Genomic DNA, 25818 nt, shown 5'->3' on the forward strand with positions numbered 1-25818 from the left:
ATGAATATGACGAAAATGGCCATCATGGCGGGATAAAATCCCGTTATTTTTGGATAAAAAGAAAGAAGGAGAAGAAAATCCGTCGGATTTTCTTCTCCTTCTTCATTTTCAGCTAGAACTGTTCTGTCCCAGCCTCTTTTAGTAGTTAGTCTTTAGATATTAGCCGAAGCGTGATTCTGAAGCTTCCCATGAGTATGATCCGTCTTCAAGTTGCTTGTCGCCAAGCTCCTTGTAGTCGAAGTAGTCGAATTCAGCAGTTGTGTCGTAACCTGAGTAGTCGACAGCTGCCAAACCAACGTAAGCACCCGTGAAGAAGCCACCGTATGATTGAACAACGTAGTCATCTGACAAGACTGCGGCATCCAAGACAACTGGTACTTCAGTCCAGTCAGTACCGTTGAATGAGTACTCGTACGTGTATGATTCCTTACGAACCTTCGTCTTGAACCAAACGTATTCAGTACCTTCAGGGATGACGATGGCGTCGTCCTTCAAGTATGACGTGTACGTACCGTTACGTTGACCACCCTTGTTCTCGGCCACTTCGATGACACTTTGACCATCATCGTTCTTTGTGATGAAAATCCATGACCAGTGTGAGTGGTTGTAGTAGTTCGTCAAACCAGCCATTGATTGGTATGAGAATGGGTCGAACTTAACCTTCGTTTCAGCGTCGAAGTAGAATGCTTGCCAACGACGAGCAATCAATGACAAGTCGTGGTAGTTTACCAATGAACCGCGACCGATCAACTTCAATGAACCGTCACCAGTTGAACCGAATTCATCTGAGAATGGCACACGCAAAGTGTTCCAGTTCAAGTCCAACTTAGCGTCAGTAAACTCATCGTGTTGTGAGTGGTCAGCAGGTGCTTCCGTCAAGATGGCGTCCTTAGGTGCTTCAACGAATGTTTGACCACCGTGACCACCAACGACGCGTGGCCAACCAGCTTCGTCCCATTCAACCTTTTGGATTGACGTTTCACGTCCCAAAGTTGACCAGCCACGTGGGTCAGTTGATGACTCCGTGTCGTGGTTCCATGGACGAGCAGTCAATGATGCGTAGTACCACTCACCACCTGGTGTGTCGACCAAAGCACCGTGACCTTGCTTTTGCAAGTATGAGTATGGTGTGTCGAAGTTCGTCAAGAATGGGCCATCTGGCTCAACAACGAATGACTTCTCATCCAAGCTCTTTGAACGTGCAACAACTTCTTGGTGAGTGAAGACGGTTCCACCTTCAGCAGCGAATAGGTAGTATTCACCGTTGATCTTGTACAAGTGAGGACCTTCAACCAACTTAACGTCAGTTCCTTCGAAGATCGTACGAGCCGTTTCTGGCTTCAACTTCATCGTAGCAGTATCAAATTCAGTCAATGTAATACCATCAAATGGGTGGTGGTATTCACGGTGATCCCAAGTTTGTTGTACCAAGTACTTGCGACCGTCTTCATCGTGGAACAATGAGGCGTCGAAACCAACACCGTTAACACGGATTGGGGCTGACCAAGGACCTTCGATGTTCTCGGCAGTCGTCAAGTAGTTTGTCACGTCCTTGAAAGCACCGTCAGTGATCTTAACGTCAGTGTAGATCAACCAGAACTTACCATCAGCGTATGACAAGTCAGGGGCCCAGATACCACCTGATGAAGGGTTACCCTTCATGTCCAACAATTCAACCGTATCAAGAACGTTTGTGACCAAGTTCCAGTGAACCATGTCCTTTGAGGCGTGAATGCGAACACCAGGGAACCATTCGAAAGTTGACGTTGCAATGTAGTACGTGTCTTCAACACGGATGATTGATGGATCTGAGTTGAATCCAGGCAATACAGGGTTTTGAATTTGCATTGTGAGATGCTCCTTATGTGAAATTAGTTTGTATGTGTCCCGATTAGTTGTGAGAGATCGGGTATAGTTAGTGGTGTTATTGTGGGGCATGTTCAAGATTAAACAGACCTTTGAAAACGTTACCATTAACTCTGTACGTTAAATATAACATGGTTAGTTGATTAGTGCAACCAACTATTTGAATTATAATTCACAAACTTTTGGTGCGCAAAAAAAGACCGGCAGCAGGCTACCGATCTTTCTAATTATGATTACTTGTTGTTACGACGGTTTTCGATTTCGTGGTTCATTTCAGCGACCTTGTCATCCGTCAAAGGATACTTGGCGATGATGATACCAGCGATGATTGCCATGATAATTGGCAACCAAACCATTGACCATTGAACACCCATCAAAGCAGTGGCTGATTGGACCTTCTTAGAACCATCAAAACCAGTAGCGGCGTTGATGTAACCAGGAATGATACCACCCAAAGCTAAACCAAGCTTGAAGAACCAGCCCATGATAGCGTTGATAATACCAGCAACACGCTTCTTTGACGTGTACTCACCGTATGAGACAACTTCTGGAACCAATGACCACATGAATCCAGTGGCTGAAGTCAATCCCCATTGTTGTAGGAAACGTCCAACGTAACCCAAAGCGATTGTGTCTGGCGTCTTAGTCCAGATCCACAAAATAAGTGAACCGGCTGAGAACATTGCCAAGAATAGGTAGAAGAAGCCCTTCTTGCCGACCTTCGAACGAATCAAAGGCCACAAAGCAACCAAGAAGATACCAGGAATTGAACCGATCAATGAGATTGAACCGTTCCATTCTGAGTGACCAATGTTGTATTGCAAGAAGAATGGCCAAGCAGTTGAACCAAAGAAGTTAAATGTGAAACCAACCAAGAAGAACAATCCCAAAATTTGCAAAGGCTTGTTGCGCTTGAACTCGGCAAACAAATCTGAGTACTTAACTTGTTCTTGGTTCTTTTCTGGCAAGACACGTTCCTTCGTCTTTGAGTAAGTGATCATCAAAGCGATGAAACCAATCACCATGTAAACGGCGTAGACCTTAAACCAGGCACCGGCTGATTGAGGTGAAGCATAGTTACCCAAGTTCAAGTGAATACCGAACATTCCGATATCCTTAGATTCGCGACCAACTGACGTAGCCAATTGGACGAATAGTGGGAACAATGTGTAAACCATCAAGTTAGCGACGTTGGCCAAAGTCATACGAACTGTTGTCAACTTAGCAATTTCTTCGTTATCACGCGTCAATGATGCGTTCAAGGCACCATATGGAATGTTAACGAATGAGTAAATCATTGCTGTTGCCAAGTATGACAAGAAAGCAAATGGCAACTTAATTGCTGGGAACCATTGACCGAATGGCAAGAATAGCATTGCGGCCAAGATAACTAGCGGAATACCGAAGTTACGAATGTAAGGGAGGTACTTACCACCCTTTGGGTCGCGACGGTCAACCGTAGCGCCGACCCATGGATCCCAAACCACGTTAACCAAGCGGACAATCAAGAAGATTGTGGCACCAGTTGCGGCTGAGATACCGTTAACTGTTGAGAGATAAAATAGCAAGAAACCACCAACGGTACCGAACACAAGGTTCTGGGCAAAGTCACCCAAACCATATGCGACACGGTCCATTAATGAAAGCTTCGCAAACTCGTCGTTCTTTACGTTTGCATCCATAATGAATAACTCCTTAAAAGATATATGTGAGAGATGTTTTTAGAAGTTAAAACGTTATCATGTGTATCAAATAACGATATATAGAAAACGTTTTCATTTCTTTTACTCACTTATAATAACATGGTTAGTTCCGCCTGACAACTAACTGTTTGATAATTTGTTCACATAGTCTTTGTAATTTGTACCGCATTTGGGATACAATAGAAGTTATTGTGACTGGGCTGGTTGATAATCGTGAATTAACTTAGATGAGATGGGCATGCTATAGCAATCTCTTGTACAATAATAAGGATTGAAAATTTTAGAGAAGCACATGAAGTGCACAGTGAGAAAAATAATTTACCTATATAAAGGAGAAAAGTATGGTTAACAAAGTTGATCAAGACGCCATGCGGGATGTTAACCGTAAATTGATGTTGCAAGCCCTCTTTAATGCGGAACAAACATCGCGTAGTGAAATCGCTGATCAAATTGCGTTACACAAATCGACGGTCACAACTATTTATCGTGATGTTGAGGATTTGGGTTATATTGAAGAGCTTGGTGAGGGGGCCGTTTCGAAAGCGGGTGGCCGCAAGCCTAAGCTAATTCGATTTAACCGTCAGTTTGGTTACATTGTATCGTTTGATTTGGGGCGGCATCATTTGCGCTATTTAGTCGCGCGCATGACGGGCGAAACAATTGCTCGGGGCCAAATGACTGTGACGGGGATGGCTTACCGTGATATCAAGCGGGCGATGCTATCATATGTCGCGCAGCTGGGTGATATGCACACGGAGCGTGGTTTGATTGGCGTGGGTGTGGCCATTCACGGTGTTGTGGAAGATAATTGTGTACGGTATACCCCATTCCACACAGATTTATTAGAACATGATTTGGCTACCGAACTAACTGAAGAACTGGATGTGCCGGTATTTTTGGAAAACGAAGCGAACCTGGCAGCGGTCTACTTGCGCGATTTTCACGATTACGATTCAGAAGAGACATACCGCAACTTTGCGGTCGTGAATATCCATAACGGAATTGGTGCCGGGATTATTCAAAATGAACGCTTGTTCCGTGGTTTACATGGTGAGGCAGGAGAAATTGGTCGTCAGGTGATCATTAACAATGACTATTTAGCAGCTGGTAAATTTGAGGCACCGATTCATATAGAAGATTTGTATGCCGAAGATGCGATGTTAAGTCGACTAGGCGTTCTAAAAGGACAGGATGAAATCACACGTGATGATTTTCTTTCCTTATATATGGGCGGCGACTCGGATGCAATTGCACTGTTACAAGAGTGGGTACATGCAATTAGCCGGACGGTTTATAATCTAGCTCAATATGCTGCGCCGGAAGCTATCTTTGTTCATTCACGTTTTATTGCAGGGACGCCACAGTTGTTGGATCTGTTGTTGCAAACGTATCATGAGATACTGCCAGAATCAGACACACCGTTATTCTTTGCTAAGAATTCAGTTAATAAAGCGACCTTGGCGGGTGGCGTCGCGATTGTCACACGCCACTTGCTTGATATGATGGGTTATGAGTTGAAGTTTACGATGACCGAGGAAGATCAAGCGGATGCTAATTGGTTGTAAAAGCTTGTAAAAAGTGCACAATCAAACTTATGAAAGCGTATGCAAAAATTATCATAAAAGACGTCTAGAAGCTTATTTCTAGGCGTTTTTTGTTTCCATGTGACGTAATTGAGAAGAAAATCACATGAAAAGGGTTGCATTCTTACTTTGGGTACCCTATAATAAATCTCGTAAGTTAGTTGGTTGCCTAAATCAACTAACCAAAACCGAAACAGGTTTTGATTGATAAGACAGATTTTAAAAGTATTTTGGAGGATGACATTATGTCAGAATTGTTCGACTTTCCTAAGGTAGAATTCCTTGGTGGTGCAAAGGGTGTTAACTTCTTGGACGCAAAGGGTTACAACTTCTACAACCCAGAAGAAGTATTCACGATTAACGGTGAAACTAAGACCATGAAGGACTGGATGAAGTTCTCAGTTGCTTACTGGCACACGATGGACCAACGCATGGTTGACCCATTTGGTGAAGGTACTGCCGAGCGTCCTTGGGATGTTGATGGTGTTGATGATGTAACTAGCATGGAACAAGCCTTGAAGAAGGTTGACTACATGTTCGAGTTCATGGACAAGTTGGGTGTTGAGTACTTCGCATTCCACGATCGTGACTTGGCTCCTGAAGGTAAGACTTTGGCCGAGACGAACGCTAACTTGGACAAGGTTGTCGACAAGATCGAGCAAAAGATGCAAGAGACTGGCAAGAAGTTGTTGTGGAACACGTCATCATTGTTCACGAACAAGCGTTTCTTGGCCGGTGGTGCTACGACACCATTTGCTGACGTATTTGCTTACGCTGCTGCACAAATCAAGCACTCATTGGAAATTGCTAAGCGCTTGAACTCAGAATCATACGTATTCTGGGGTGGTCGTGAAGGTTACGAGTCATTGTTGAACACTGACACGAAGCGCGAATTGGACCACATCGCTAAGTTCTTCAAGTTGGCTAAGTTGTACGCTAACGAAATTGGCTACACTGGTCAATTCTTGTTGGAGCCAAAGCCAAAGGAGCCAACTGCTCACCAATACGATACTGACGTGCAAACGACTATCGCATTCTTGAAGACGTACGACTTGGAGAAGGACTTCAAGTTGAACTTGGAAGGTAACCACGCTTACTTGGCTGGTCACACTTACGAGCACGAAGCACGCTTTGCTCGTGAAGCTGGTTTGTTGGGTTCATTGGACGCCAATATGGGTGACAAGCAAACTGGTTGGGATATCGACGAATTCCCTAACGACATCTACGAAGCTACTTTGGTTATGTACGAGTTCATCAAGAACGGTGGATTGCCAACTGGTGGTTTGAACTTCGACTCAAAGGTTCGTCGTGCTTCATTCAAGGCTGAAGACTTGTTCTACGCACACATGGCTGGTATGGACGTTTACGCTGCCGGATTCCGTGTTGCTATGAAGATGATCGAAGACAACTTCTTGGAGAACATCTACAAGGAGCGTTACGCATCATTCGATACTGGTATCGGTGCTGACTTCGAAAACGACAAGGCTACGTTTGCTGACTTCGAAGCTTACATCTTGAACAAGACTAACGAAGAAATCTTCGCTACTGTTGAGTCAGGTCACTTGGAAGCTATCAAGGCTACGTTGAACAACTACATCTACTCAGTTTTGGGTTCAACTTTCAACAAGTAATCCTATTAACTAAGTAAAACCATGTAAAAAAGGCTTGCAGCTGATGAAAATCAGTTTGTTGGTTAGGTGCCTTTTGAAATGAATCTAACTAACACTCTCAATCTCAAAAAATCTCAAAAATAATCTCAACTAAAAGCATTGTGAGTGCCAATCTCACGCTCACATAGCGAACATAACAGTAGGGCAATTCCCTACGGCAACGAGGGCTGGGCCATTAAATTAGCCCAGCCCTCGTTGTATACATAACAAAGAAAGAGGACATAAACATGAGCGAAGTCGTATTGGGTGTTGACCTAGGAACGTCATCAGTAAAGATCTCTGCTGTTGATCGTCAAGGTAACATCGTTGCACAACAATCATATGATTACCCACTATCACAACCAAAGCCAGGATACAGCGAGCAAAACCCAGAAGATTGGGTTAACGGTACGACCGTCGCAATCGTTCGTTTGATTTTGGATGATGGTATTAAGCCAGAAGACATTACGGGTATTTCATACTCAGGTCAAATGCACGGGTTGGTTTTGTTGGATGACAACAACCAAGTGTTGCGTCCAGCAATTTTGTGGAATGACACACGTACAACGCCACAAACTAAGGAAATCGCTGAGAAGATGGGTCAAGAATTCATCGATATCACGCGTAACAAGGCTTTGGAAGGATTTACATTGCCAAAGATTTTGTGGGTTAAGGAAAACGAGCCAGAAATCTTCTCACAGGCTTCTTCATTCGTAACGCCAAAGGATTACGTGCGTTACCGTATGACTGGCAAGTTGGCGATGGAAATTTCTGACGCTGCTGGTACAGTTGCGATGGACGTTGCAAACCGTACATGGTCAAAGGAAGTCCAAGAAGCCTTTGGTTTGAAGCCTGATTTCTTCCCAGAAATTATCGAAGGACCAGAGTTTGCTGGTAACATCTCACCAAAGTATGCTGCCTTCTCAGGTTTGACGACTGATACTAAGGTCTTTGGTGGTGCTGCCGACAACGCCGCCGGTGCTATCGGATCAGCTATCTTGCAACCAAACATGGTGATGTCATCAATTGGTACATCAGGTGTTGTATTGAAGTACGAAGACAACGCAGATGTTGATTACAAGGGTCAAGTACACTTCTTCAACCACGCTATCCCAGGCAAGTTCTACTCAATGGGTGTGACGTTGGCTGCAGGTTACGCCTTGTCATGGTTCAAGAAGACATTTGCTGCTGATGAAGACTTTACTGCAATGGTTGAATCAGCTGGTAAGTCAACGGTTGGCGCTAACGGTTTGTTGTTCACGCCATACTTGGTTGGTGAGCGTACGCCATACGCTGACGGTGATATCCGTGCGTCATGGACTGGTATCGACGGTACGCACAAGAAGTCTGACTTCGTGCGCTCAGTTTTGGAAGGTATTATCTTCTCATTCAAGGACATCTTTGATATCTATGAAGAAGCTGGTACTGATTTCGATACGGTTGTTGCCATTGGTGGTGGTGCTAAGTCACCATTGTGGTTGCAAATTCAAGCTGACATCTTCAACAAGAAGGTTGTCTCATTGAAGAATGAGCAAGGTCCTGGAATGGGAGCAGCTATCTTGGCTGCTACTGGTTTGGGCTGGTTCGACACAGTGCAAGATGCGGCGACTGCCTGGAACTCATTTGACAAGGAATACTTGCCAGATCCAGAGCGTGCTGCCCGTTACGAAGAAGTTCACGCCATTTACAAGAAGGTTTACGGCGCAACTGCTGAAATCTCACACGAATTGTTGGACTTCCGTCGTTCAGCTAAGTAATGACATGAAAAAGAGGTTGCAAGTCAAATGGCTTGCAACCTCTTTTGTATCTAGTGGGCTACTTAAATGCGACGTCAATTTTTTGATAGTCTTCGTCGCTCAAGGCAACGTCGAGCGCTTTCAAATTATCATGCAATTGTGCTGCAATGCGGGCTCCCGGAATCAAGGCCGCGATGTTAGGGTTCTTGAGGTACCAAGCTAACGCAACCTGTGAGGGACTAGCGTTATAAGCTTGACCAATTTCGGCCAAGATATCAACCCCAGCTAAAATGGCTTGATAACGTTCACCTTGGAAGTTCGGATTGCGCGATTGCCAATCATCGCTCGTGAAGGTTTGTGTCTTTGTGTACTTACCAGTTAATAATCCAGAAGCAAGTGGATAATAAGGAACGAACTCGATACCGTGTTCTTGCAAATATGCCCAAGTTGTCTGTTCAGCAGTACGGTCAACTAAGCTATAGGCGTCTTCTACGATGTCGACGTAACCGTCCTGATTGGCTTCTTTAATTTGGTCCAGGTTAAAGTTAGAAAGACCGATGGCCCGAATTTTGCCCGCCTCTTTCATTTCTTGCAAAGCTTGGACAGCCAGACGCTTATCAGTTGAGTCGTCTGGGAAGTGGATGTAAAAAATGTCGATGTAGTCAACATCTAAGCGTTGCAACGCGCTATCAACTGACGCTTGTAAGAATTCGGGTGAATTGTTAAAGGCGTAGTTTTGCGCTGGATCGTGGGCGGCTTTAGTGGCGATGATTATCTGTGAGCGGTCATAATCTTTAATGACTTGGCCGATAAGTTCTTCTGAACGACCGAAGCCATACGCAAATGCCGTGTCTAACAAAGTGACGCCACTATCCAAAGCGGCTTTAACTAGGGCGATACCGTCTTCGTCAGCAAGGTTATCGAATAAATTGTGGCCACCAACCTTGTTGGTACCCAAACCAAACTTGTTGAAAGTCGTGAAGTTTTTTAAATAGGCCATTGGTTTCTCCTTTGTGTTTCAGAAATTCAAGTTATAACGTTGTGTTCATGAACTAGTCTACACTAATTTTGAATACGCTTACAAAAAATAACGTTGGAAAGATGTAGCCGGTTGGTGTTTGTGAATCAAAATTTCGGGAAGTACGAGCGAAAATTAAATGCAATGTGATAATGGCTAAGAATATCTCAGCTGCTGGCGTGGTGAACGGGGAGTAACGGAGCAATCCGTCTGGGTGAACTCACAAGTTCGGCCGACCGCCGGTTAGATAAGGCAATCGGACCTAAACTCTTAACCCAATTATTTGGGTGCTAGCCGGTGCTCGTGCCGGCGGAGTTTACCCAGACGGATTTTTGTCGGAGTTACTCCCGTTTGCCGCGCCTCGTCGCAACGCGACGATGACACCAAATAAAGTTATTCACAAAAACGCCATAGTGTTTAAAAAACGGTAGTTACGTGGGTATACTAGTTTTTAAAATGGTGTAATAATGATACGCTATTAGTAAGTAAAATGAATAAGGGTATAGAGATATGGAACCTAAACGACCTACACGTTTGCAATTCTGGTCTGTAATTGCGGTTGGATACGTTATTTTGTTTGCCGTTGGATTCTTTGCACCAGTTGCTGTTGATGCGGTAGGTGATGTATTTAAGAGTCCTGAGACGACAGAAACGACTTCGGCAAAGTCATCGTCAACAAAATCTGAGAGTAAGGCTGACCCAGAGACAGCCACAACTGAAAAGGCAGCCGATGTTGATACGGCGTCTGAAGCGATTGAGAGTGAAGTGAGTGCTGCGACTGGTGGCACAACATCAGACTCTGATGATGCTACCGATGCCTCGGCTTCATCGACAGTGGTAGTCAAGGCGGGGACGACAGCTTTTGCGATTGCAAAGTCACATGGGTTGACGCTGGCGCAATTGCAGGCTTTGAATCCGGGGGTTGATATGAATGGTGTCCAAGCGGGACAAACGCTGGTAGTACGCCAATAATAATGACACACAACTGACGACTCCATCGAGTCTAACAGTTGTGTTTTTTGTTTAAACAGTCTTTTTGAAAAAAGTACTTACGAAGAGGGTGCAAAGTATGCTTCAATAGCTAGTGACGCAATTATTCCAAGCGTTTCTATTATTGAAGGAGAGTATTTTTAAGTATGACAGAAAAAGTATCACCACGTGTGATTTGGTCGATTGTTGCGACCGCTATTTTGGGATTTGTCGGGATTTTGACAGAAACGTCAATGAACGTAACTTTTCCTGATTTGATTAAGCAATTTGGCGTACCGATGGGGACCGTGCAATGGTTAACCACAGCTTATTTGCTTGTTGTCGCTTTGATGATGACAACCTCAGCCTTCTTAAAGGCAATTATGAGCCCACGTCAGATTTTTATGTGGGGGATGGCTTTGTTTGTGATTGGTGACGTGATTTCCATTGTCGCACCAGGCTTCTGGTTATTGCTAGCGGGCCGTTTGGTGATGGCAATTGGAACAGGTATTGCTTTGCCGCTGGTGTTCAACGTTATTTTGATGAGTGTGCCACCAATGCAAATTGGTAAGTACATGGGCTTTGGTGGGCTAATTTTGTCATTAGCGCCAGCCCTTGGCCCAGTGTATGGTGGTCTGGTCACATACGCTTGGGGATGGCGGGCTATCTTCATCATCGTCTTGCCAATCGTGTTGATCGGGATGATTTTGGGATTGCGTAATTTATCTGATGAAAAGCCAAATCAAACGGCAAGCTTTGATTTTATGCAATTCATTGTATTAGGTATTTCATTGACTACGGCTTTGTTGGCTTTAGGACAACTTGAAGCAGGCAAGCTAACAGTTTCAATTGTTGTCTTAGCGGTTGTTGCGATTTTGGCTATGATTGCCTTTATTCGAATTGCCTTGCGTTCATCGAAGACGTTGTTGAACTTGTCTGTATTTAAGAGCAAGGGAATGGTCTTTGCGTTGTTGATTTATGCGATGTCACAAGCGATTAATTTAGCCGTGAACTTTGCTATTCCACAATATGCGCAATTAACATTGGGCGCTTCAACAATGGTGGCTGGCTTTGTCTTGATGCCAGGATCATTGTTGGGATCAGCTTCATCACCAGTTTATGGGGCCTTTTATGACCGCGCTGGTGCAACGAAGCCACTGACGATTGGTTCGATCGCCTTCTTTATTGTGATGATTGTGTTTGCCGTGATGGCACCATCAATTACGACAGTTGGGTTGACGGTTATGTACGCCTTATTCACATTGGGCCGTAACTTGGCCTTTACCACGGCCATGACGGCTGGGGTGGCAGAAGTGCCACGTGAGGTGTCTGGTGACGTGAACGCCATCTTTAACACGATTCAACAATTTGCCGGAGCTGTTGGTACAGCAATTGCCGCGGTCTTGATTAAGACGGATGGCTCATCTGCCAAGGTGATTGCGCAAGAAACTGCTACGGGCATGGGTCACATGTTCTGGGTAGGTGCTGTAATCGCTGGCTTGAGTTTGGTTTGGCTAGCTGGCTTCGTTAAAACTAAGACAGGTAAATAGGATGTTCTAAACAGCTCCTGATGCACAGGCATTGGGGCTGTTTTTTAGTAGCTGCTGTGATAAATAATGCCTTTTTTAGCAATGACGTTAAATTTTTAAATTATCTGACGCTTGGTCAAGGTTATTTCACAAAGGGCGCATGCGGTCGTCCCGCTTTTTAGATACGATTTAGGCAACTAGACAAAGGGGGACGTCACAATGAAGAAAGTGACAGAGTTGCTGGAACGTTATTTGATGCCAATTGGTGCAAAGCTTGCTGCTAATAAGGCGTTGAATGCCGTTCGTGATGGGATTGCATACGCGATGCCATTGGTTATTGTTGGTTCGTTAACGATGTTAATTGCCAACGGGTTTTCAATTGACGCGTTTAAGACGTGGTTAATTGATAATGGGTCATTCGATTGGCTTGTGAAGATTACTAACGGCACATTTGGCCTAATGGGTGTGGTTGCCGTGTTCGGAATCGCTTACCGATATGCACAAGAATTGAAGGTGGATGGCGTATCATCAGGAATCATTGCCTTGTCAGGGTATGTGATTTCAACGCCGACGATTATGGCAAAGGCAGGCGAAGGTTTCCCATTAACGTACATGGGCGCTTCAGGCTTGTTTGCAGCTATTTTGATTGCCTTGGTCTCAACTAAGATCTTTGCTTGGTTCATGAAGAAAGACATCCGCATTAAGATGCCTGACGGTGTGCCACCAGCGGTTGCCAATTCATTTGCCGCATTGATTCCAGGTGCTGTTATCGTATTGCTTTGGGGTGCAATCTATGCCGGTTTGGCTGCAACGCCGATGGCATCAATTCATGGCATTTTGCAATTAGTTTTGGGTGGACCATTGTCAGCGTTCGGTGGCTCATTGGCCGGTGCGATTGTTGTGTCAATCATTACATCACTGTTCTGGTTTATCGGGGTGCACGGTGGTAACGTTACTGGTGCGATTATGTCGCCAATTTGGCTTGGTTTGATGGCTGAAAATGCTAAGGTTTACTCACAAAATGCTGATGCGACGATGCCACACATCGTGACTCAACCATTTATGGATTTGTTCGTTTACCTTGGTGGTGGTGGTGCGACCATTGGTTTGGTTGCTGCGATGGTGCTGACAGCTAAGAGTAAGGAATTTAAGACGTTGGCGAAGTTGATTACGCCACCAGGATTGTTCAACATCAATGAGCCAACCATGTTTGGAACACCAGTTGTATTGAATGTTTACTTGTTAATTCCATTTATTTTTGTACCAGTTATCAATGCCATCATCGCATATGTTACGATGGCAACAGGGATTGTTCACGCAACGGTTGGTGTCGTGATTCCTTGGACGATGCCACCAATTATTTCTGGATTCTTGGCAACTGGTTCACACATCTCAGGTGCGGTCTTGCAAATTGGCTTGTTCGTACTTGATACGTTGCTTTACATCCCATTCTTCAAGTTAGTAGACCGTCAACGTCAAATGCTTGAAGGCGAAACGTTGGCAGATGAAACGTCAGAGGAAAAGGCGTTTGAAGGACAGTCAGTGGAGGCCTAACCATGGGGGAACTAGGAATTTCAGTGTATCCATCGCGTGCGAGCGCGGCGGACAACATTGCCTATATTGAAAAGGCGGCTAGTTATGGGTATACGCGTATTTTTACGTCGTTGCTTGAATTGACGCCAGATATGAATGATTTGCTTGACCAGTACAAGCAGGTCATTACACGTGGTAATGAGTTGGGGATGAAAACCATTTTGGATATCAACCCAGAGTTGTTTGAACAATTAGGGACGAGTTATACGGATTTACGATTGTTTGCGGAAATGGGTGCATGGGGATTGCGCTTGGATCTCGGGTTTACGGGAGCTGAAGAGGCGCAAATGACGCATAATCCCTATGGCTTAAAGATTGAGTTGAATATGTCGCGTGGTCAGCACTATCTTGATTTGATTATGGATTTTGGCGTGAATCGCGATAATCTAATTGGCTCACACAATTTCTATCCTCAGCGTTGGACAGGCTTGGGCCGTGATTATTTTGCGGAAACGTCACAGCAGTACCGGCACTATGGTTTGCGAACGGCAGCGTTTGTTAATGCGCCAAGTGGTACATTTGGACCATGGCCAGTCAGTGATGGTTTGGTCTCGTTGGAAGACCATCGTAACTTGCCGATTGCAACGCAAGTGCAGGAATTACGCTTTAATGGGTTAGTGGACGATGTGTTGATTGCAGATGCGTTCGCTGATGATGACGACTTGAAAGCAGCGGCCGAAGCCTTTAATCGGACAATGGTTGGCTTGCGTGTTGTTGAAGAACCACTTGTTTCTGACGTGTCGAAGGCAGTGATGTATCGGCAACCACAAATGTATCGTGGTGATCGGTCAGATTATGTTTTACGTTCAACACAGACACGCGTTAAATATAAGCAGGAAGATTTTCCAGCATTTAACACGGTTGATGTGACGCGCGGGGATGTCTTGATTGATAACAATGACTACGGTCAATATAAGGGTGAATTGCAAATTGCGTTGCGTGATTTGCCGAATGATGGTCGCATTAACGTGGTCGGCCATATCCATCCAGAAGACTTAACGTTGTTGGCGTTGATTGAACCATGGCATGGGTTTACCTTGCAACCAGCTAAAAAGATGTAATATGAAAGCGGTGATGCCAAAGGCTGGTGTCACCGCTTTTTGCTGCGGGCTAACTTCTGGTTCAAAGTTAACTCTCATTTTTTTAGAAGAAAGGTTGACAGTTTTGATAAAAAGGTGCAGTGGGTAGGCATTCGTGGTATTATAAATGAATTAGAAACTAAGAAACGGGAGTCGGCAAAAATGCTAGCAACTTTAATTAAGCAACGTGATGTATTGACCACGGTCAGCGAAAATGCGACATTACAGGATGCCTTGGATATCTTTGATAACTCAAATTTTCGTGCTATTCCAATTTTGGATGAGAGTGGTCAATTGTTCCGCGGTGCCATTTATAAGATGCACATTTACCGACACCAGGTAGATGGTGGACGCATGGATTTGCCGGTGACGACTTACATGCGTAACATGACGAAATTTGTCGGCATCGAAGCAACGTTTTTTGAAATGTTCTTTACGCTCCGTGATTTGCCATTCATTTCAGTGCTCGACAAAGAAAATCACTTTGTGGGCATTGTGACGCACAGTCGCATGATGCGCTTGATGGCTGATTCTTGGCAGACGGATGAAGGACGCTACACATTGACGCTTGTGACGGATGGTGAGCGTGGTAGCTTGGAAAAAGCCGCTAAAATTATCACACGTTATACGCAAATTGCATCATCGATGACTTTGAATCCTGACAATAACCCCCGTACGATGCGAATTCTCTTTACATTACCGGACACGGTTAATGAAGGGATGCTGTCAAAAATCATTAACGTGCTGTCGCGCAAGGGCTTCCACTTGGAGTCGCTTGAGGACTTATCAAAAACATCATATATGTAAACAAAAAGCCGCCAATCTCCCGATTTAAAATCGGAGGATTGGCGGCTTTTAAACGTGTTCCAAAAGGCTTTTTTACTATTCAAAGGTAATGAGTTCGTGAGGCGCGATAAATCGGCTCCGCATTAAAATATCCGCTAATTCATCTGGTGTTTCTGGGTTATCCTTGTCTAACCAGTGACGCACGATGTTGAGTAGACTGTTGAGGGCGATTTCTTTGGTGTAGTCAATCGGTAGCGCGTCTGAAAAACGACCGTGGTTTGCTGTTAGTTGATCGGTAAACAGAACGTCAACCAAATTTTTGATACGGTTGAAGAATTGGGGATGACCATTTGGTGAGAAGAGCGCCCGCATGGTGATGCGTTCGCTGTCGACATAGTTGAGCGCCTTGTTAAAGACGCGGTAGGTTGAACCTGAAATTTCTTCAGCTGTGTGTTTGGTAAGTGGTTCATCCAAATTCTCGCTCAACGCGTGGGTGATGTTGGCGACCAGTTCGTCTTCAATTTTAGTGAGGAGTTCGTACTTATCCGTGTAGTGGACATAGAACGTGCCACGACTGACGCCGGCAGCCCGAGTAATATCAGACACGGTTAAATTGTTGAACCCCTTTTCGTTAATTAAATCAATGAATGCTTCTTTGATAATTTGTTGCGTTTTTGCATTACGATCGGCTTGCTTCATAGCGTCTCTCCAAAGTTATTGAACACCCTGTTCAAAATTGTATATTGTAGTTTCTACTGTACAGACTTAATATAATGCAAGTAGATAATTTATTCAACAAGTTGTTCAATAACTGGTTGGTTAAGTGTGAGAGATTATTAAGTAGGAGGGATATGACATGCTGAAAGCGGAATGGGCATGGCTGAAGCAGCACAAATTCTATCTATTAGTTATTTTCGTGTTGTTTTTCGTGCCATCAATTTACGCAGTGACGTTTTTGAGTTCATTGTGGGATCCCTATGGGGCAGTCAAAAACCTGCCGGTAGCGGTAGTGAATCATGATAAGTCAGTTAAATACCAAGGTAAGAAACTGACGGTGGGATCAGATTTAAAGAAGCAATTAGAAAAGTCGAAGGCGATGGATTTCAGTTTTCCAACTGATGCCGCAGCGAAGAAGGGTTTGAAGGATGGTAAGTACTACACGGTTATTACGATTCCAGAAAACTTTTCTAAGAATGCCACGACACTGCTCGATAAGCAGCCTAAGAAGATGGTGTTGCACTATGAAACGAGTTCTGGTCACAGCTTTATCGCAGGAAAGCTGTCAGAATCAGGTGCCAAGGCGATTACAGCAAAGGTTTCAGCCCAAGTGACAGAGACTTATGCAAAGACGATTTTTGGTCAAGTCAAGAAAATGGGCAAGGGGATTACCCAAGCTGCCGATGCCAATCAAAAGTTGGCCGATGGAACGACTAAGATTAAGTCTGGTAGTGATGAGGTGACCACGAACCTAGAAAAGTTGGCATCAAGTTCACTAACGTTTAAGGACGGTACGAACACGTTGACCAATGGCTTGTCGCAATACACAGCTGGGGTTGCGCAAGCTGACTCAGGTAGTCAACAATTGGCTGCCGGTTTGAATAAGTTGAACGGCCAAGTGCCGACTTTGACGCAAGGTGTAGCAAAGTTAAATGACGGGACACACCAATATACAGCTGGTGTAAATCAGTTGGCTGGTGGTTTGAACCGTGCAAACGGTAGTATGCCAACGTTAACGCAGGGTGTGGCGAAGCTGAATGACGGTACGCACCAATATACAGGTGGTGTAGCTCAATTAGCTGGTGGTTTGAACCAGATGAATAACCAAACGCCAACGTTAACGCAAGGTATTGCGCAGTTGAATGATGGTACGCACCAATATACAGCTGGTGTTGATAAGATTACTAATGGTTTGAATAAGGCGAATAATGAAACGCCAACGTTGACGCAAGGCATTACGCAGATTAATGATGGCACGCACCAATATACGGCAGGCGTCAATCAACTGACTGGTGGTTTGAATACAGTTAATGCACAATTGCCTGAATTAACCTCAGGTGTTGCATCCTTAACACAGGGACTAGATGAGTTGAATGGACAATTACAGCAAGGTGGCGATGGCTTAGCTAATGCAACGCAATCATTAGATACGCTTCAAGAAGCGGTATCGGCGTTGAAGGAAGGTTACCAAACCCAAAGTGGCCAAGATATCGTAGCTGGCATTCAGCAGCACATTAGTGTTTTGCAAGATGATGCTGTAAAGATTCAAGAAGCAAAAAAAGCTGATGAAGACACAATGGATGCTAATTTACAAAAGGCGTTTGCGGATACTAAGATGACACCAGAACAGCAAGCTGCTGTCACGCAAGCGGTTAAGACAACGCAGGATAACGATCAAGTTTCAGTTTTAATTTCAAGTATGAAAGATGAAACGGACGCGATATCTGCAAGCGTTACGCAAATCCAGCAGAGTGTTAATAATAATGATCAGTTGGTAGATGCAGTTACATCAAAGAGTAATGTTGTACCAGATACTGAGAAGCAGCTAGGTCAATTGACAACTGTATCAGCAGTTGTACAACAATTAGATGCTGGGGCGCAAACGCTTAACGGCAAGTTGCCAACGTTGTCGTCGGGTATTGGTCATTTAACTGATGGTGCGAATGTACTGAATAGCAAGTCAACGTCACTGAATGATGGCACAAGTACATTGCTTGCCAAGTCAGGTGACTTGGTCAATGGAATTAATCAACTAGCCGATGGTGCGAACGAGTTGAATAGCAAGTCAGCAACACTAAATGATGGTACGAGTGAATTACTTACAAAATCAGGTGCCTTGGTTAACGGAATTAATCAACTAGCCGGTGGTGCGAACGAGTTGAATAGCAAGTCGGTGACATTGAACGATGGTACAAGTACATTGCTTGCCAAATCAGGTGCGCTGGTCAACGGTATCAACAAGCTAACCGATGGTGCGAATACGCTAGACAGTAAGTCAGCTGAGTTGAATGATGGCACGTCACAGCTACAAGCGAAGTCAGGTGAATTGGTCAGCGGTGTTGGCCAGTTAGTCGATGGTGCCAACACGCTAGACAGCAAGTCGGCTGAGTTGAACAATGGTACTGAGCAATTGCTAGCCGGTTCTGACCAGTTAGCAAGCGGCGCTGGCCAATTGGCAAATGGTGCCAATACGTTGACGAGTGGTTTGGATACGTTGGCTGGCAAGAATAATGAATTGAACAGCGGTGCTGGTCAACTAGCAAGCGGCGCCGGTCAAATTAGCGATGGTTCACAAAAGTTGGCTGATGGTTCAAAGCAAATTGGTCCTGCATTGACTCAAGTTCAGAATGGTAACCAAACCTTGGCTAACAAGATGGGCGACGCGTCAGATAAGGTCAAGAAGCTAAATGCGACGAAGTCAACGTATCACCAAGTTGCGACGCCAGCAAAGGCGAGCCACAAGGAAAAGGATCATGTTGCTAACAACGGTACGGGTATGGTGCCATACATGTTCTCAGTGGCAATGTTCGTTGGGATGATGGCATTGAATTTGATGCTTGATATGATTTCACCACGTACAAAGATTTCATCATTGTGGGCATGGGCTGGTTCTAAGATGGCGATGTTGTTTGGTATTGCCATTGTTGCAGCGACGGTTTTGTATGGCTTGAGTTTGGCTGTACTTGGTATGGATCCAATCAACCCAGGTGCAACGTACGGCTTCATGGTTTTGATTGCGGTGATGGACGCTGCGTTGGTTACGGCAATTTACATGTGGTTCGGTAAGGCTGGTGCGTTTGCGGCCATGGTCTTGTTGGTCGTCCAATTGAGTGGTTCAGCTGGAACTTACCCAATTCAATTGTCAAACAAGTTCTTTGAGTGGTTGCACCCATACTTGCCAATGACATACACGGTTGATGGTTTACGTGAAACGGTGATGATTGGTGGTTCGATCGCACCGCAAGTTGAGGTATTGGTTGGTATCTTTGTTGTATCAATTGCAGCAATGATGATTTACTATTTGAGTCACCGTCGCCACTATAATATGTTGGCTGACGCGACTGCTAAGTAAATACAGAGAGAAGAAATAAGAGATTAACAACACCGACGGTCATGTGACTGTCGGTGTTTTTGGTTGAAAGGGCGTAGCGTGAATTTAAGCTTCAACTAACCGGGCGCTAAGTTTTCGTTAACCAAGGCGACTTATGATGTAGACATCAACTCAACAACACAAGCACATAATGTCACGGAGGATGAAACAATGAACGATAGCGCAATTGATTATTCACAACTGGTCTATGATGTAAGAATTGGTGATTTTGTTTCGATAGAAAATAATGGTACGGATGCAGATATCCGGCAGTCAGCGTATGCAGATGAGCAAATAACGACGCACGCGCCAGCGCCAGTGTATCACCAAGTGACAATGTCGTAAGATGAAACCATTCAAAAAATCTTACGAAACAAATACAAAACGAATCCCGTAACGAAATTAAGCGTTACGGGATTTTTTGTGTCCGGATGCCAACGTGTCGTCGAAAAATGCTCAAAGTTGAACAAAACATGAATTTTGCACCGTAGAAATAAAAAAATCACCACATATTTTCGGACATGGATTTCATATCTCTTCGGTATCATAACGTAACGCTTAGAAAAATTTAGATTTACATGGGGAAATGAAAGAGGGGCAATTATTATGCTGAAAGTACAAGTGCCAGAGGAAAATTTACAAGCGGCATACTTGTTCAATACTGGTCAGTCATATCGTGCGGATAAGTTTTTTGGGATTACGCGGGATAAGGCTGAACTAACATTTCGCGTTTGGGCACCACACGCTAAGGCTGTGCATCTTGCATCAGCGCAGTGTGATTGGATGCCTAGCGAAGCGTTTGCGATGCATCCGTTAGAGGAGACGGGTGTATGGGAAATCACTACGACGGCGTTGAAGGAAGGCGATTTATACAAGTACGCCATCGAAACGCCGGCTGGGGACGTGGTCTTACGGACGGATCCGTTTGCCCACGAGTATGAGAAAAAGCCTGGTGTCGCAGCGGTGGTCAACACGTGCCCATACAAGTGGCATGACGGGTTGTATCGTGGTCGCCAAGGTCGCCGTCATAAGTTGAATCAGCCAATTAATATTTATGAAGTGCATATGACATCATGGCGTCGTCACACGGATGGATCGTATTTATCATATCGCGAACTGGCTGATGAGTTGATTCCGTACGTGAAGCAAATGGGCTACACCCACATCGAAATGTTGCCGATTACGGAACACTTGCTTGATATGTCGTGGGGTTACCAATCATACGGGTTCTTCGCGGCAACTTCGCGCATGGGTTATCTTCAAGATTTGCAATATTTTGTTGACGAAGCGCATAAGGCAAACCTTGGGGTAATTCTTGATTTCGTGCCAGGGCACTTTATCAAGAATTATGATGCGCTTTATCGCTTTGATGGCACGCCGACGTTTGAAGCAGGGGATGTCACGATTGCAGAAAACGTCCGCTGGGGGACATGGAACTTTGATTTGGGTAAGTCACAGGTGCAAAGTTTCTTGATTTCGGCGGCACTCTTCTGGTTGGAGGATGTCCACTTTGACGGTCTGCGGGTTGACGGGGTGTCAAACATCATTTACTTGAACCAAGATGCTGGTAAGGAAGATTGGGTCAACGAGCACGGTACGGCGATTGATTATGCGGGTGTCGCATTCTTACAAAAGCTAAATGCCATTATCCATGAACGCGTACCAACGGCCTTGATGTTTGCTGAAGAAGCAACAGCATATCCTGGTGTGACAAAGCCAGAGGGATTGGGCTTTGATTTCAAGTGGAATATGGGTTGGATGCATGACACGCTCGATTTCTTTGAATTGGATTATCTCTATCGCACGGGTGCATTTAATAATTTGACGTTTAGCTTTATGTACACGTTTGACGAGCAGTTCACGTTACCACTGTCACACGATGAAGTGGTGCACGGGAAAAAGAGTTTGATGCACAAGATGTTCGGTGATCGCTATAACCAATTCGCCAATTTGCGGACGATGATGGTTTGGATGATGGCCCATCCGGGTAAGAAATTACGCTTCATGGGGAGCGAATGGGGCCAATTTTTGGAGTGGCGCGATGAAGAAGGGTTGGAGTGGCGTGATTTGCAAGATGGTATGAACCGGAGTATGCAACACTTCACGGCTGAACTGAACAAACTTTATCGTGATGAACATGCCTTTTGGGAGCAAGATTTTGTACCAGCCGGTGTGAACTTCTCGCAAACTGACCAAGGTGCCCAGGGCACGATGGCATTGATGCGTCAGGGTAAGAAGCCAAGCGACACCATCATTATGGCGATGAATACGTTGCCAGTGCAAAAAGACGATTACCGTGTGATTGTGCCACGTGCCGGTCGCTATGATGTTCTGCTGAACACCGAAGATATTGCCTTTGGTGGGACTTGGCAACATATTCCAACAGACTACGAAGCTTTCTTGGTGGGCGATCACTATGAAATTTCAGTGATTTTGCCAGCGACGGGGGCATTGATTATTAAGCAAAAGAAGCAAGTACGGGGAAAAAATAATGGATGATAAAGTAACAGCTTTGATCCTTGCAGGAGGACAAGGGACACGTTTGGGTAAGTTGACGAAAAACTTGGCCAAGCCTGCGGTACCGTTCGGGGGACGTTACCGGATTATTGATTTTACGTTGAGTAACTTGGCCAACTCAAATATCACATCAGTTGGCGTGATTACGCAATATGAGCCATACGAATTGAACCAACATATTGGGAACGGCTCAGATTGGGGCTTGAACGTCATGGGTGGCGGTGTGTCAATTTTGCAGCCATACGCCGATGGCAAGGGTAACAAGTTCTTTGAAGGAACGGCCCACGCAATTTACCAAAACATGGCCTATATCGATCGCCAAGATCCAGAGTACGTGATGATTTTGTCTGGTGACCATATTTACAAGATGGACTACACGAAGATGCTGGAAGCGCACAAGGCAAATCACGCTGACTTAACAGTGTCGGTAATGCCAGTGCCAATGGAAGAGGCATCGCGTTTCGGTATTATGAACACGGATAATGATCATAAAATTTTGGAATTTGAAGAAAAGCCAGCGCAACCAAAGTCAAACTTGGCATCCATGGGAATTTACGTCTTCAACTGGCGCAAGTTGCGCGAATATTTGGTAGCCGGTTTTGAAGGTGGCAACGACATGGTTGACTTCGGCAAGAACGTCATTCCGGCGTACTTGGCGAACAACGAAAACGTGTATGCCTATGCCTTTAAGGATTACTGGCGCGACGTTGGGACGATTCAATCATTGTGGCAAGCCAACATGGAATTGCTTGATAAGCACAATGAATTGCAATTGGCTGACCGTCACTGGCGAATCTACTCACATACAACGAACCAAAACCCGATGTATGTGGCGCAAGAAGCGCAGATTCACGATAGTTTAATGGTTGATGCAGTCTATGTTGGTGGGCGTGTGTCGCACAGTTTGATTTCAACGGGGGTAACGGTGGAAGAGCATGCCATCGTTGACCACAGTGTCGTGATGCCAGGTGCAAAGGTTGGCGCGGGAGCAGCAGAATCATACGCGATTGTGGGTGAAGATGCTGAAATTGCGCCGGGCGCGGTCATTGTTGGTACGCCGGATGATATCGCCGTGGTTGGTTGCGGTGAGTATTACAACCAAACGACTGTAAACGAGGGAGTATTGACGAATGCGTAATGAATTGAGTGTCATTTTAGATTTGAACGAGTCGCAAAGCCACACGTTGGGTCAGTTAACGATTGACCGACCACTCGGTAGCATGCCGTTTGGGGCCAAGTTCCGATTGATTGATTTTCCATTGTCTGCTGCCAGTAACGCTGGGGTGACGAAGGCGATGATGGCAATGCCTGCGCGTTGCCAATCAATTTTAGACCACGTGCGCACTGGTCGGGAATGGCAAATGGATCGCTTGGGCGGTGGTTTGTTCATGACGTTCCAGGAGAATCGGGCATTGTTGAAGGACATGCACCGGTTTGTGACCCATGCCAAGACACCGTACACGGCAATTATGGGCACGTCGGAAGTTGCGAATTTGGATTTGTCACAAATGGTGGCGAGTCACCGCGAACAGGAACAACCGGTCACAGTGATTGCGACGTGGATGGCGACGGAAAAGTTGTTGCCAGGGATGTTGGTGTTGGAATTAACTGACAACGGCTTAGCACGTGATTTGGTGCCAGCGGAGCACATTCGCCACGCTAAGGGTGAACAAGTGTTGGTTTACTTGCAAGCAAGCGTGGTTAATGCGGATATCTTGACCATCGCCTGTGATCGTGAGCTGGAGCATGCCACGGGTAAGAATGTGCAAGCCATTATTCGTCGCATGATGAATGACTTTGGCGCGAACGTGGTTGTTCACGAAGGCATTCACTTACCAGTGCATGATGTCAAAAGCTATTTTGAAGCGAATCAAGCCTTATTGGACTACGAAAACTACTATAGCTTGTTGATGGAACGACCAGTTCACACTAAGGCGAAGAATGAAGCGCCGGCTCGCTTTGAACACACGGCGGCTACGCACCGTTCATTGTTTGGAACGGGTGGTTCGTTTGCTGGTACGGTACAAGACTCGGTCGTTTTCCGGACAGTAACCGTTGCTGAGGACGCCAAGGTACGCCACTCGGTTATTTTGCAAGGTGGTCAAATCGGCGCTGGTGCCGACTTGGATTACGTCATCATGGACAAGGATGCCATTATCGAACCAGGTGTTGTGCTCCATGGGACACCAGAGATGCCAATTGTGGTTGGTAAGGATGCTGTGGTGCGCGCCAAGCGTGAAGAGGTGCTGAACTAATGAAGACACTGTTTGCAGCAAGTGAAGTGGTGCCATTTTACAAGACGGGTGGCTTAGGCGATGTGGCCGGGGCGTTGCCCAATGCATTAAACAAGCAAGGAGACGATGTGCGTGTCGTTGCGCCTTTCTACCACGATATCTTTCCGGATGAGTACCGTGACCAATTGATGGATTTACGTTGGTTCACCGTGTGGATTAATCATCACGAAGAATACGCAGGTGTGAAGACAATGCGATTAAATGGTGTGATTTACTATTTCATCGATAATCGTTCATATTTCTCAGGTAAAAAGTTATATGACCACTGGAATGATGGGGAACGATTTGCGTTCTTCCAACTAGCGGTTATTGAGATGATGCAAGAGATTGACTTTATTCCGGATGTCTTGCATGTGAATGATTGGCATACGTCAATGATTCCGGCGTTGTTAAAGACACGTTATAACTGGCAACAGCCATTGGCCAACATTAAGACATTGTTGACGATTCACAACATGCAGTTCCAAGGCGCTTATGCAGCGGATACGTTGCAAACGTTCTTTGATTTGGATTGGAACATGTACAGCAGTGGTGAAGCCCGGTTTGGCGACGGTAGTAATTGGTTGAAGACGGGGATGGTTTTTGCGGACCGCATTAACACGGTTAGTCCAACGTATGCCGAAGAAATTAAGACCGCCGAATTTGGTGAGCGTCTTGATCCAATCTTGCGGTTATACGAGGACAAACTATCAGGAATTGTTAATGGGGTAGACACAGATCGTTATAATCCAGAAACCGATCCGGATGTGCCGGTGAAGTTCTCACGCGATGATTTGAGTGGCAAAGAAGCTGATAAGCAAGCGTTGCGCGAAGAATTTTCGCTACCAGATGCGGCGGGACCATTGATGGTCATGGTGTCGCGCTTAACGCCACAAAAGGGTGTGCATTTGCTGGCTGAAGCATTGCCATACTTTATGGCGACCCACGATGCACAAATTATTATTTTGGGAACAGGCATTCCAGAATTGGAAGGGCAACTGACCCATTTGGCAGCGCAGTACCCGAACCAATTGCGGGTCATCATTGATTTTGACGTACATTTGGCCCAACGGCTATATGCAGGCGCAGATATGTTCTTGATGCCAAGTACGTTCGAGCCATGTGGTATTTCGCAAATGATGGCGCAATTGTACGGCACCTTGCCATTAGTGCACCAAGTAGGTGGGTTATGCGATACTGTCGAGCCGTATAACGAAGTCACGGGAGAAGGAAATGGTTTCGGTTTCAAGCAATTTGATGCCGGCACCCTTGGTTGGATGATGGATTACGCGCAACAAACGTTCTTGCACAAGCCAGCAGTTTGGCGCCAATTGCAAGAACAAGCGATGGGTGTGGATGTGTCATGGACACGTTCAGCAGAGGCCTATCACGCACTCTACGAACAACTATAAAGATAATGAGGTGGCAGG

General features: G+C 45.3%; 18 protein-coding genes. 14 read left to right on the forward strand and 4 right to left on the reverse strand.

What is annotated here, in order from left to right; genetic code table 11:
• Positions 1-159 precede the first annotated feature (159 nt).
• Together ACJ28U_RS01310 and ACJ28U_RS01315 are read right to left on the reverse strand one after the other, a co-directional pair.
• Positions 160-1848 carry a glycoside hydrolase family 43 protein gene (locus ACJ28U_RS01310; RefSeq protein ID WP_407618153.1) on the reverse strand — a complete coding sequence of 563 codons (1689 nt, stop codon included), beginning with the start codon at positions 1846-1848 and terminating at the stop codon, positions 160-162.
• Between the two features lie 251 nt (positions 1849-2099).
• Positions 2100-3548 (reverse strand): MFS transporter, encoded by a 1449-nt coding sequence (locus ACJ28U_RS01315; protein ID WP_407618154.1) that lies wholly within the window; start codon positions 3546-3548, stop codon positions 2100-2102.
• A 362-nt stretch (positions 3549-3910) separates the two neighbouring features.
• Here ACJ28U_RS01315 and ACJ28U_RS01320 point away from each other — a divergent pair, with 362 nt between their 5' ends.
• From ACJ28U_RS01320 to xylB, 3 genes are all read left to right on the forward strand, one after another.
• A complete protein-coding gene (locus ACJ28U_RS01320) occupies positions 3911-5134 on the forward strand; it encodes an ROK family protein (RefSeq protein WP_099087644.1) in 1224 nt (407 codons plus the stop codon).
• A 263-nt stretch (positions 5135-5397) separates the two neighbouring features.
• Entirely contained in the window at positions 5398-6783 is a 1386-nt protein-coding gene (gene xylA, locus ACJ28U_RS01325; RefSeq protein WP_407618168.1) for a xylose isomerase, read from the forward strand.
• A 266-nt stretch (positions 6784-7049) separates the two neighbouring features.
• Positions 7050-8558: a xylulokinase gene (xylB, locus tag ACJ28U_RS01330; RefSeq protein ID WP_010373925.1), complete on the forward strand. Its 1509-nt coding sequence runs from the start codon at positions 7050-7052 to the stop codon at positions 8556-8558.
• 58 nt (positions 8559-8616) lie between these two features.
• Here xylB and ACJ28U_RS01335 read toward each other — a convergent pair whose 3' ends face one another.
• Entirely contained in the window at positions 8617-9537 is a 921-nt protein-coding gene (locus tag ACJ28U_RS01335) for an aldo/keto reductase (protein ID WP_407618155.1), read from the reverse strand.
• A gap of 528 nt (positions 9538-10065) precedes the next feature.
• Here ACJ28U_RS01335 and ACJ28U_RS01340 point away from each other — a divergent pair.
• The 5 genes from ACJ28U_RS01340 to cbpA all read left to right on the forward strand — a co-directional run bounded on the left by ACJ28U_RS01340 (position 10066) and on the right by cbpA (position 15532).
• The gene (locus ACJ28U_RS01340) at positions 10066-10527 is read left to right on the forward strand and encodes a LysM peptidoglycan-binding domain-containing protein (protein WP_407618156.1); all 462 of its coding nucleotides are present in this window, start codon (positions 10066-10068) and stop codon (positions 10525-10527) included.
• Positions 10528-10691: 164 nt separating this feature from the next.
• Complete coding sequence (locus ACJ28U_RS01345; protein ID WP_407618157.1) at positions 10692-12074, forward strand: MFS transporter; 1383 nt, start codon at positions 10692-10694, stop codon at positions 12072-12074.
• Between the two features lie 198 nt (positions 12075-12272).
• Complete coding sequence (locus ACJ28U_RS01350; RefSeq protein WP_043708603.1) at positions 12273-13607, forward strand: PTS sugar transporter subunit IIC; 1335 nt, start codon at positions 12273-12275, stop codon at positions 13605-13607.
• 2 nt (positions 13608-13609) lie between these two features.
• The gene (locus ACJ28U_RS01355) at positions 13610-14707 is read left to right on the forward strand and encodes a DUF871 domain-containing protein (RefSeq protein WP_407618158.1); all 1098 of its coding nucleotides are present in this window, start codon (positions 13610-13612) and stop codon (positions 14705-14707) included.
• Positions 14708-14887: 180 nt separating this feature from the next.
• A complete protein-coding gene (cbpA, locus tag ACJ28U_RS01360) occupies positions 14888-15532 on the forward strand; it encodes a cyclic di-AMP binding protein CbpA (RefSeq protein WP_010373909.1) in 645 nt (214 codons plus the stop codon).
• A 75-nt stretch (positions 15533-15607) separates the two neighbouring features.
• Here the strand turns inward: cbpA and ACJ28U_RS01365 are convergent, their stop codons facing one another.
• Positions 15608-16210, reverse strand: coding sequence for a TetR/AcrR family transcriptional regulator (locus ACJ28U_RS01365; RefSeq protein WP_010373907.1), 603 nt, complete (start codon positions 16208-16210; stop codon positions 15608-15610).
• Positions 16211-16367: 157 nt separating this feature from the next.
• Between ACJ28U_RS01365 and ACJ28U_RS01370 the strand changes: the two genes are divergently transcribed.
• From ACJ28U_RS01370 to glgA, 6 genes are all read left to right on the forward strand, one after another.
• On the forward strand, positions 16368-19580 hold the full coding sequence (locus ACJ28U_RS01370) for a YhgE/Pip family protein (protein ID WP_407618159.1): 3213 nt from the start codon (positions 16368-16370) through the stop codon (positions 19578-19580).
• A gap of 189 nt (positions 19581-19769) precedes the next feature.
• The gene (locus tag ACJ28U_RS01375; RefSeq protein WP_172437018.1) at positions 19770-19943 is read left to right on the forward strand and encodes a hypothetical protein; all 174 of its coding nucleotides are present in this window, start codon (positions 19770-19772) and stop codon (positions 19941-19943) included.
• A gap of 261 nt (positions 19944-20204) precedes the next feature.
• Positions 20205-22097, forward strand: coding sequence for a 1,4-alpha-glucan branching protein GlgB (glgB, locus tag ACJ28U_RS01380; RefSeq protein WP_407618160.1), 1893 nt, complete (start codon positions 20205-20207; stop codon positions 22095-22097).
• Positions 22090-23253 carry a glucose-1-phosphate adenylyltransferase gene (locus ACJ28U_RS01385; protein ID WP_407618161.1) on the forward strand — a complete coding sequence of 388 codons (1164 nt, stop codon included), beginning with the start codon at positions 22090-22092 and terminating at the stop codon, positions 23251-23253. The genes glgB and ACJ28U_RS01385 overlap by 8 nt, the downstream gene beginning before the upstream one ends.
• On the forward strand, positions 23246-24370 hold the full coding sequence (gene glgD, locus ACJ28U_RS01390) for a glucose-1-phosphate adenylyltransferase subunit GlgD (RefSeq protein ID WP_407618162.1): 1125 nt from the start codon (positions 23246-23248) through the stop codon (positions 24368-24370). The genes ACJ28U_RS01385 and glgD overlap by 8 nt, the downstream gene beginning before the upstream one ends.
• A complete protein-coding gene (gene glgA / locus ACJ28U_RS01395; RefSeq protein WP_407618163.1) occupies positions 24370-25800 on the forward strand; it encodes a glycogen synthase GlgA in 1431 nt (476 codons plus the stop codon). Before glgD ends, glgA begins: the two co-directional genes overlap by 1 nt.
• Positions 25801-25818 lie beyond the last annotated feature (18 nt).

The organism is Weissella sp. MSCH1 (assembly GCF_045799135.1).
Classification (GTDB): domain Bacteria; phylum Bacillota; class Bacilli; order Lactobacillales; family Lactobacillaceae; genus Weissella.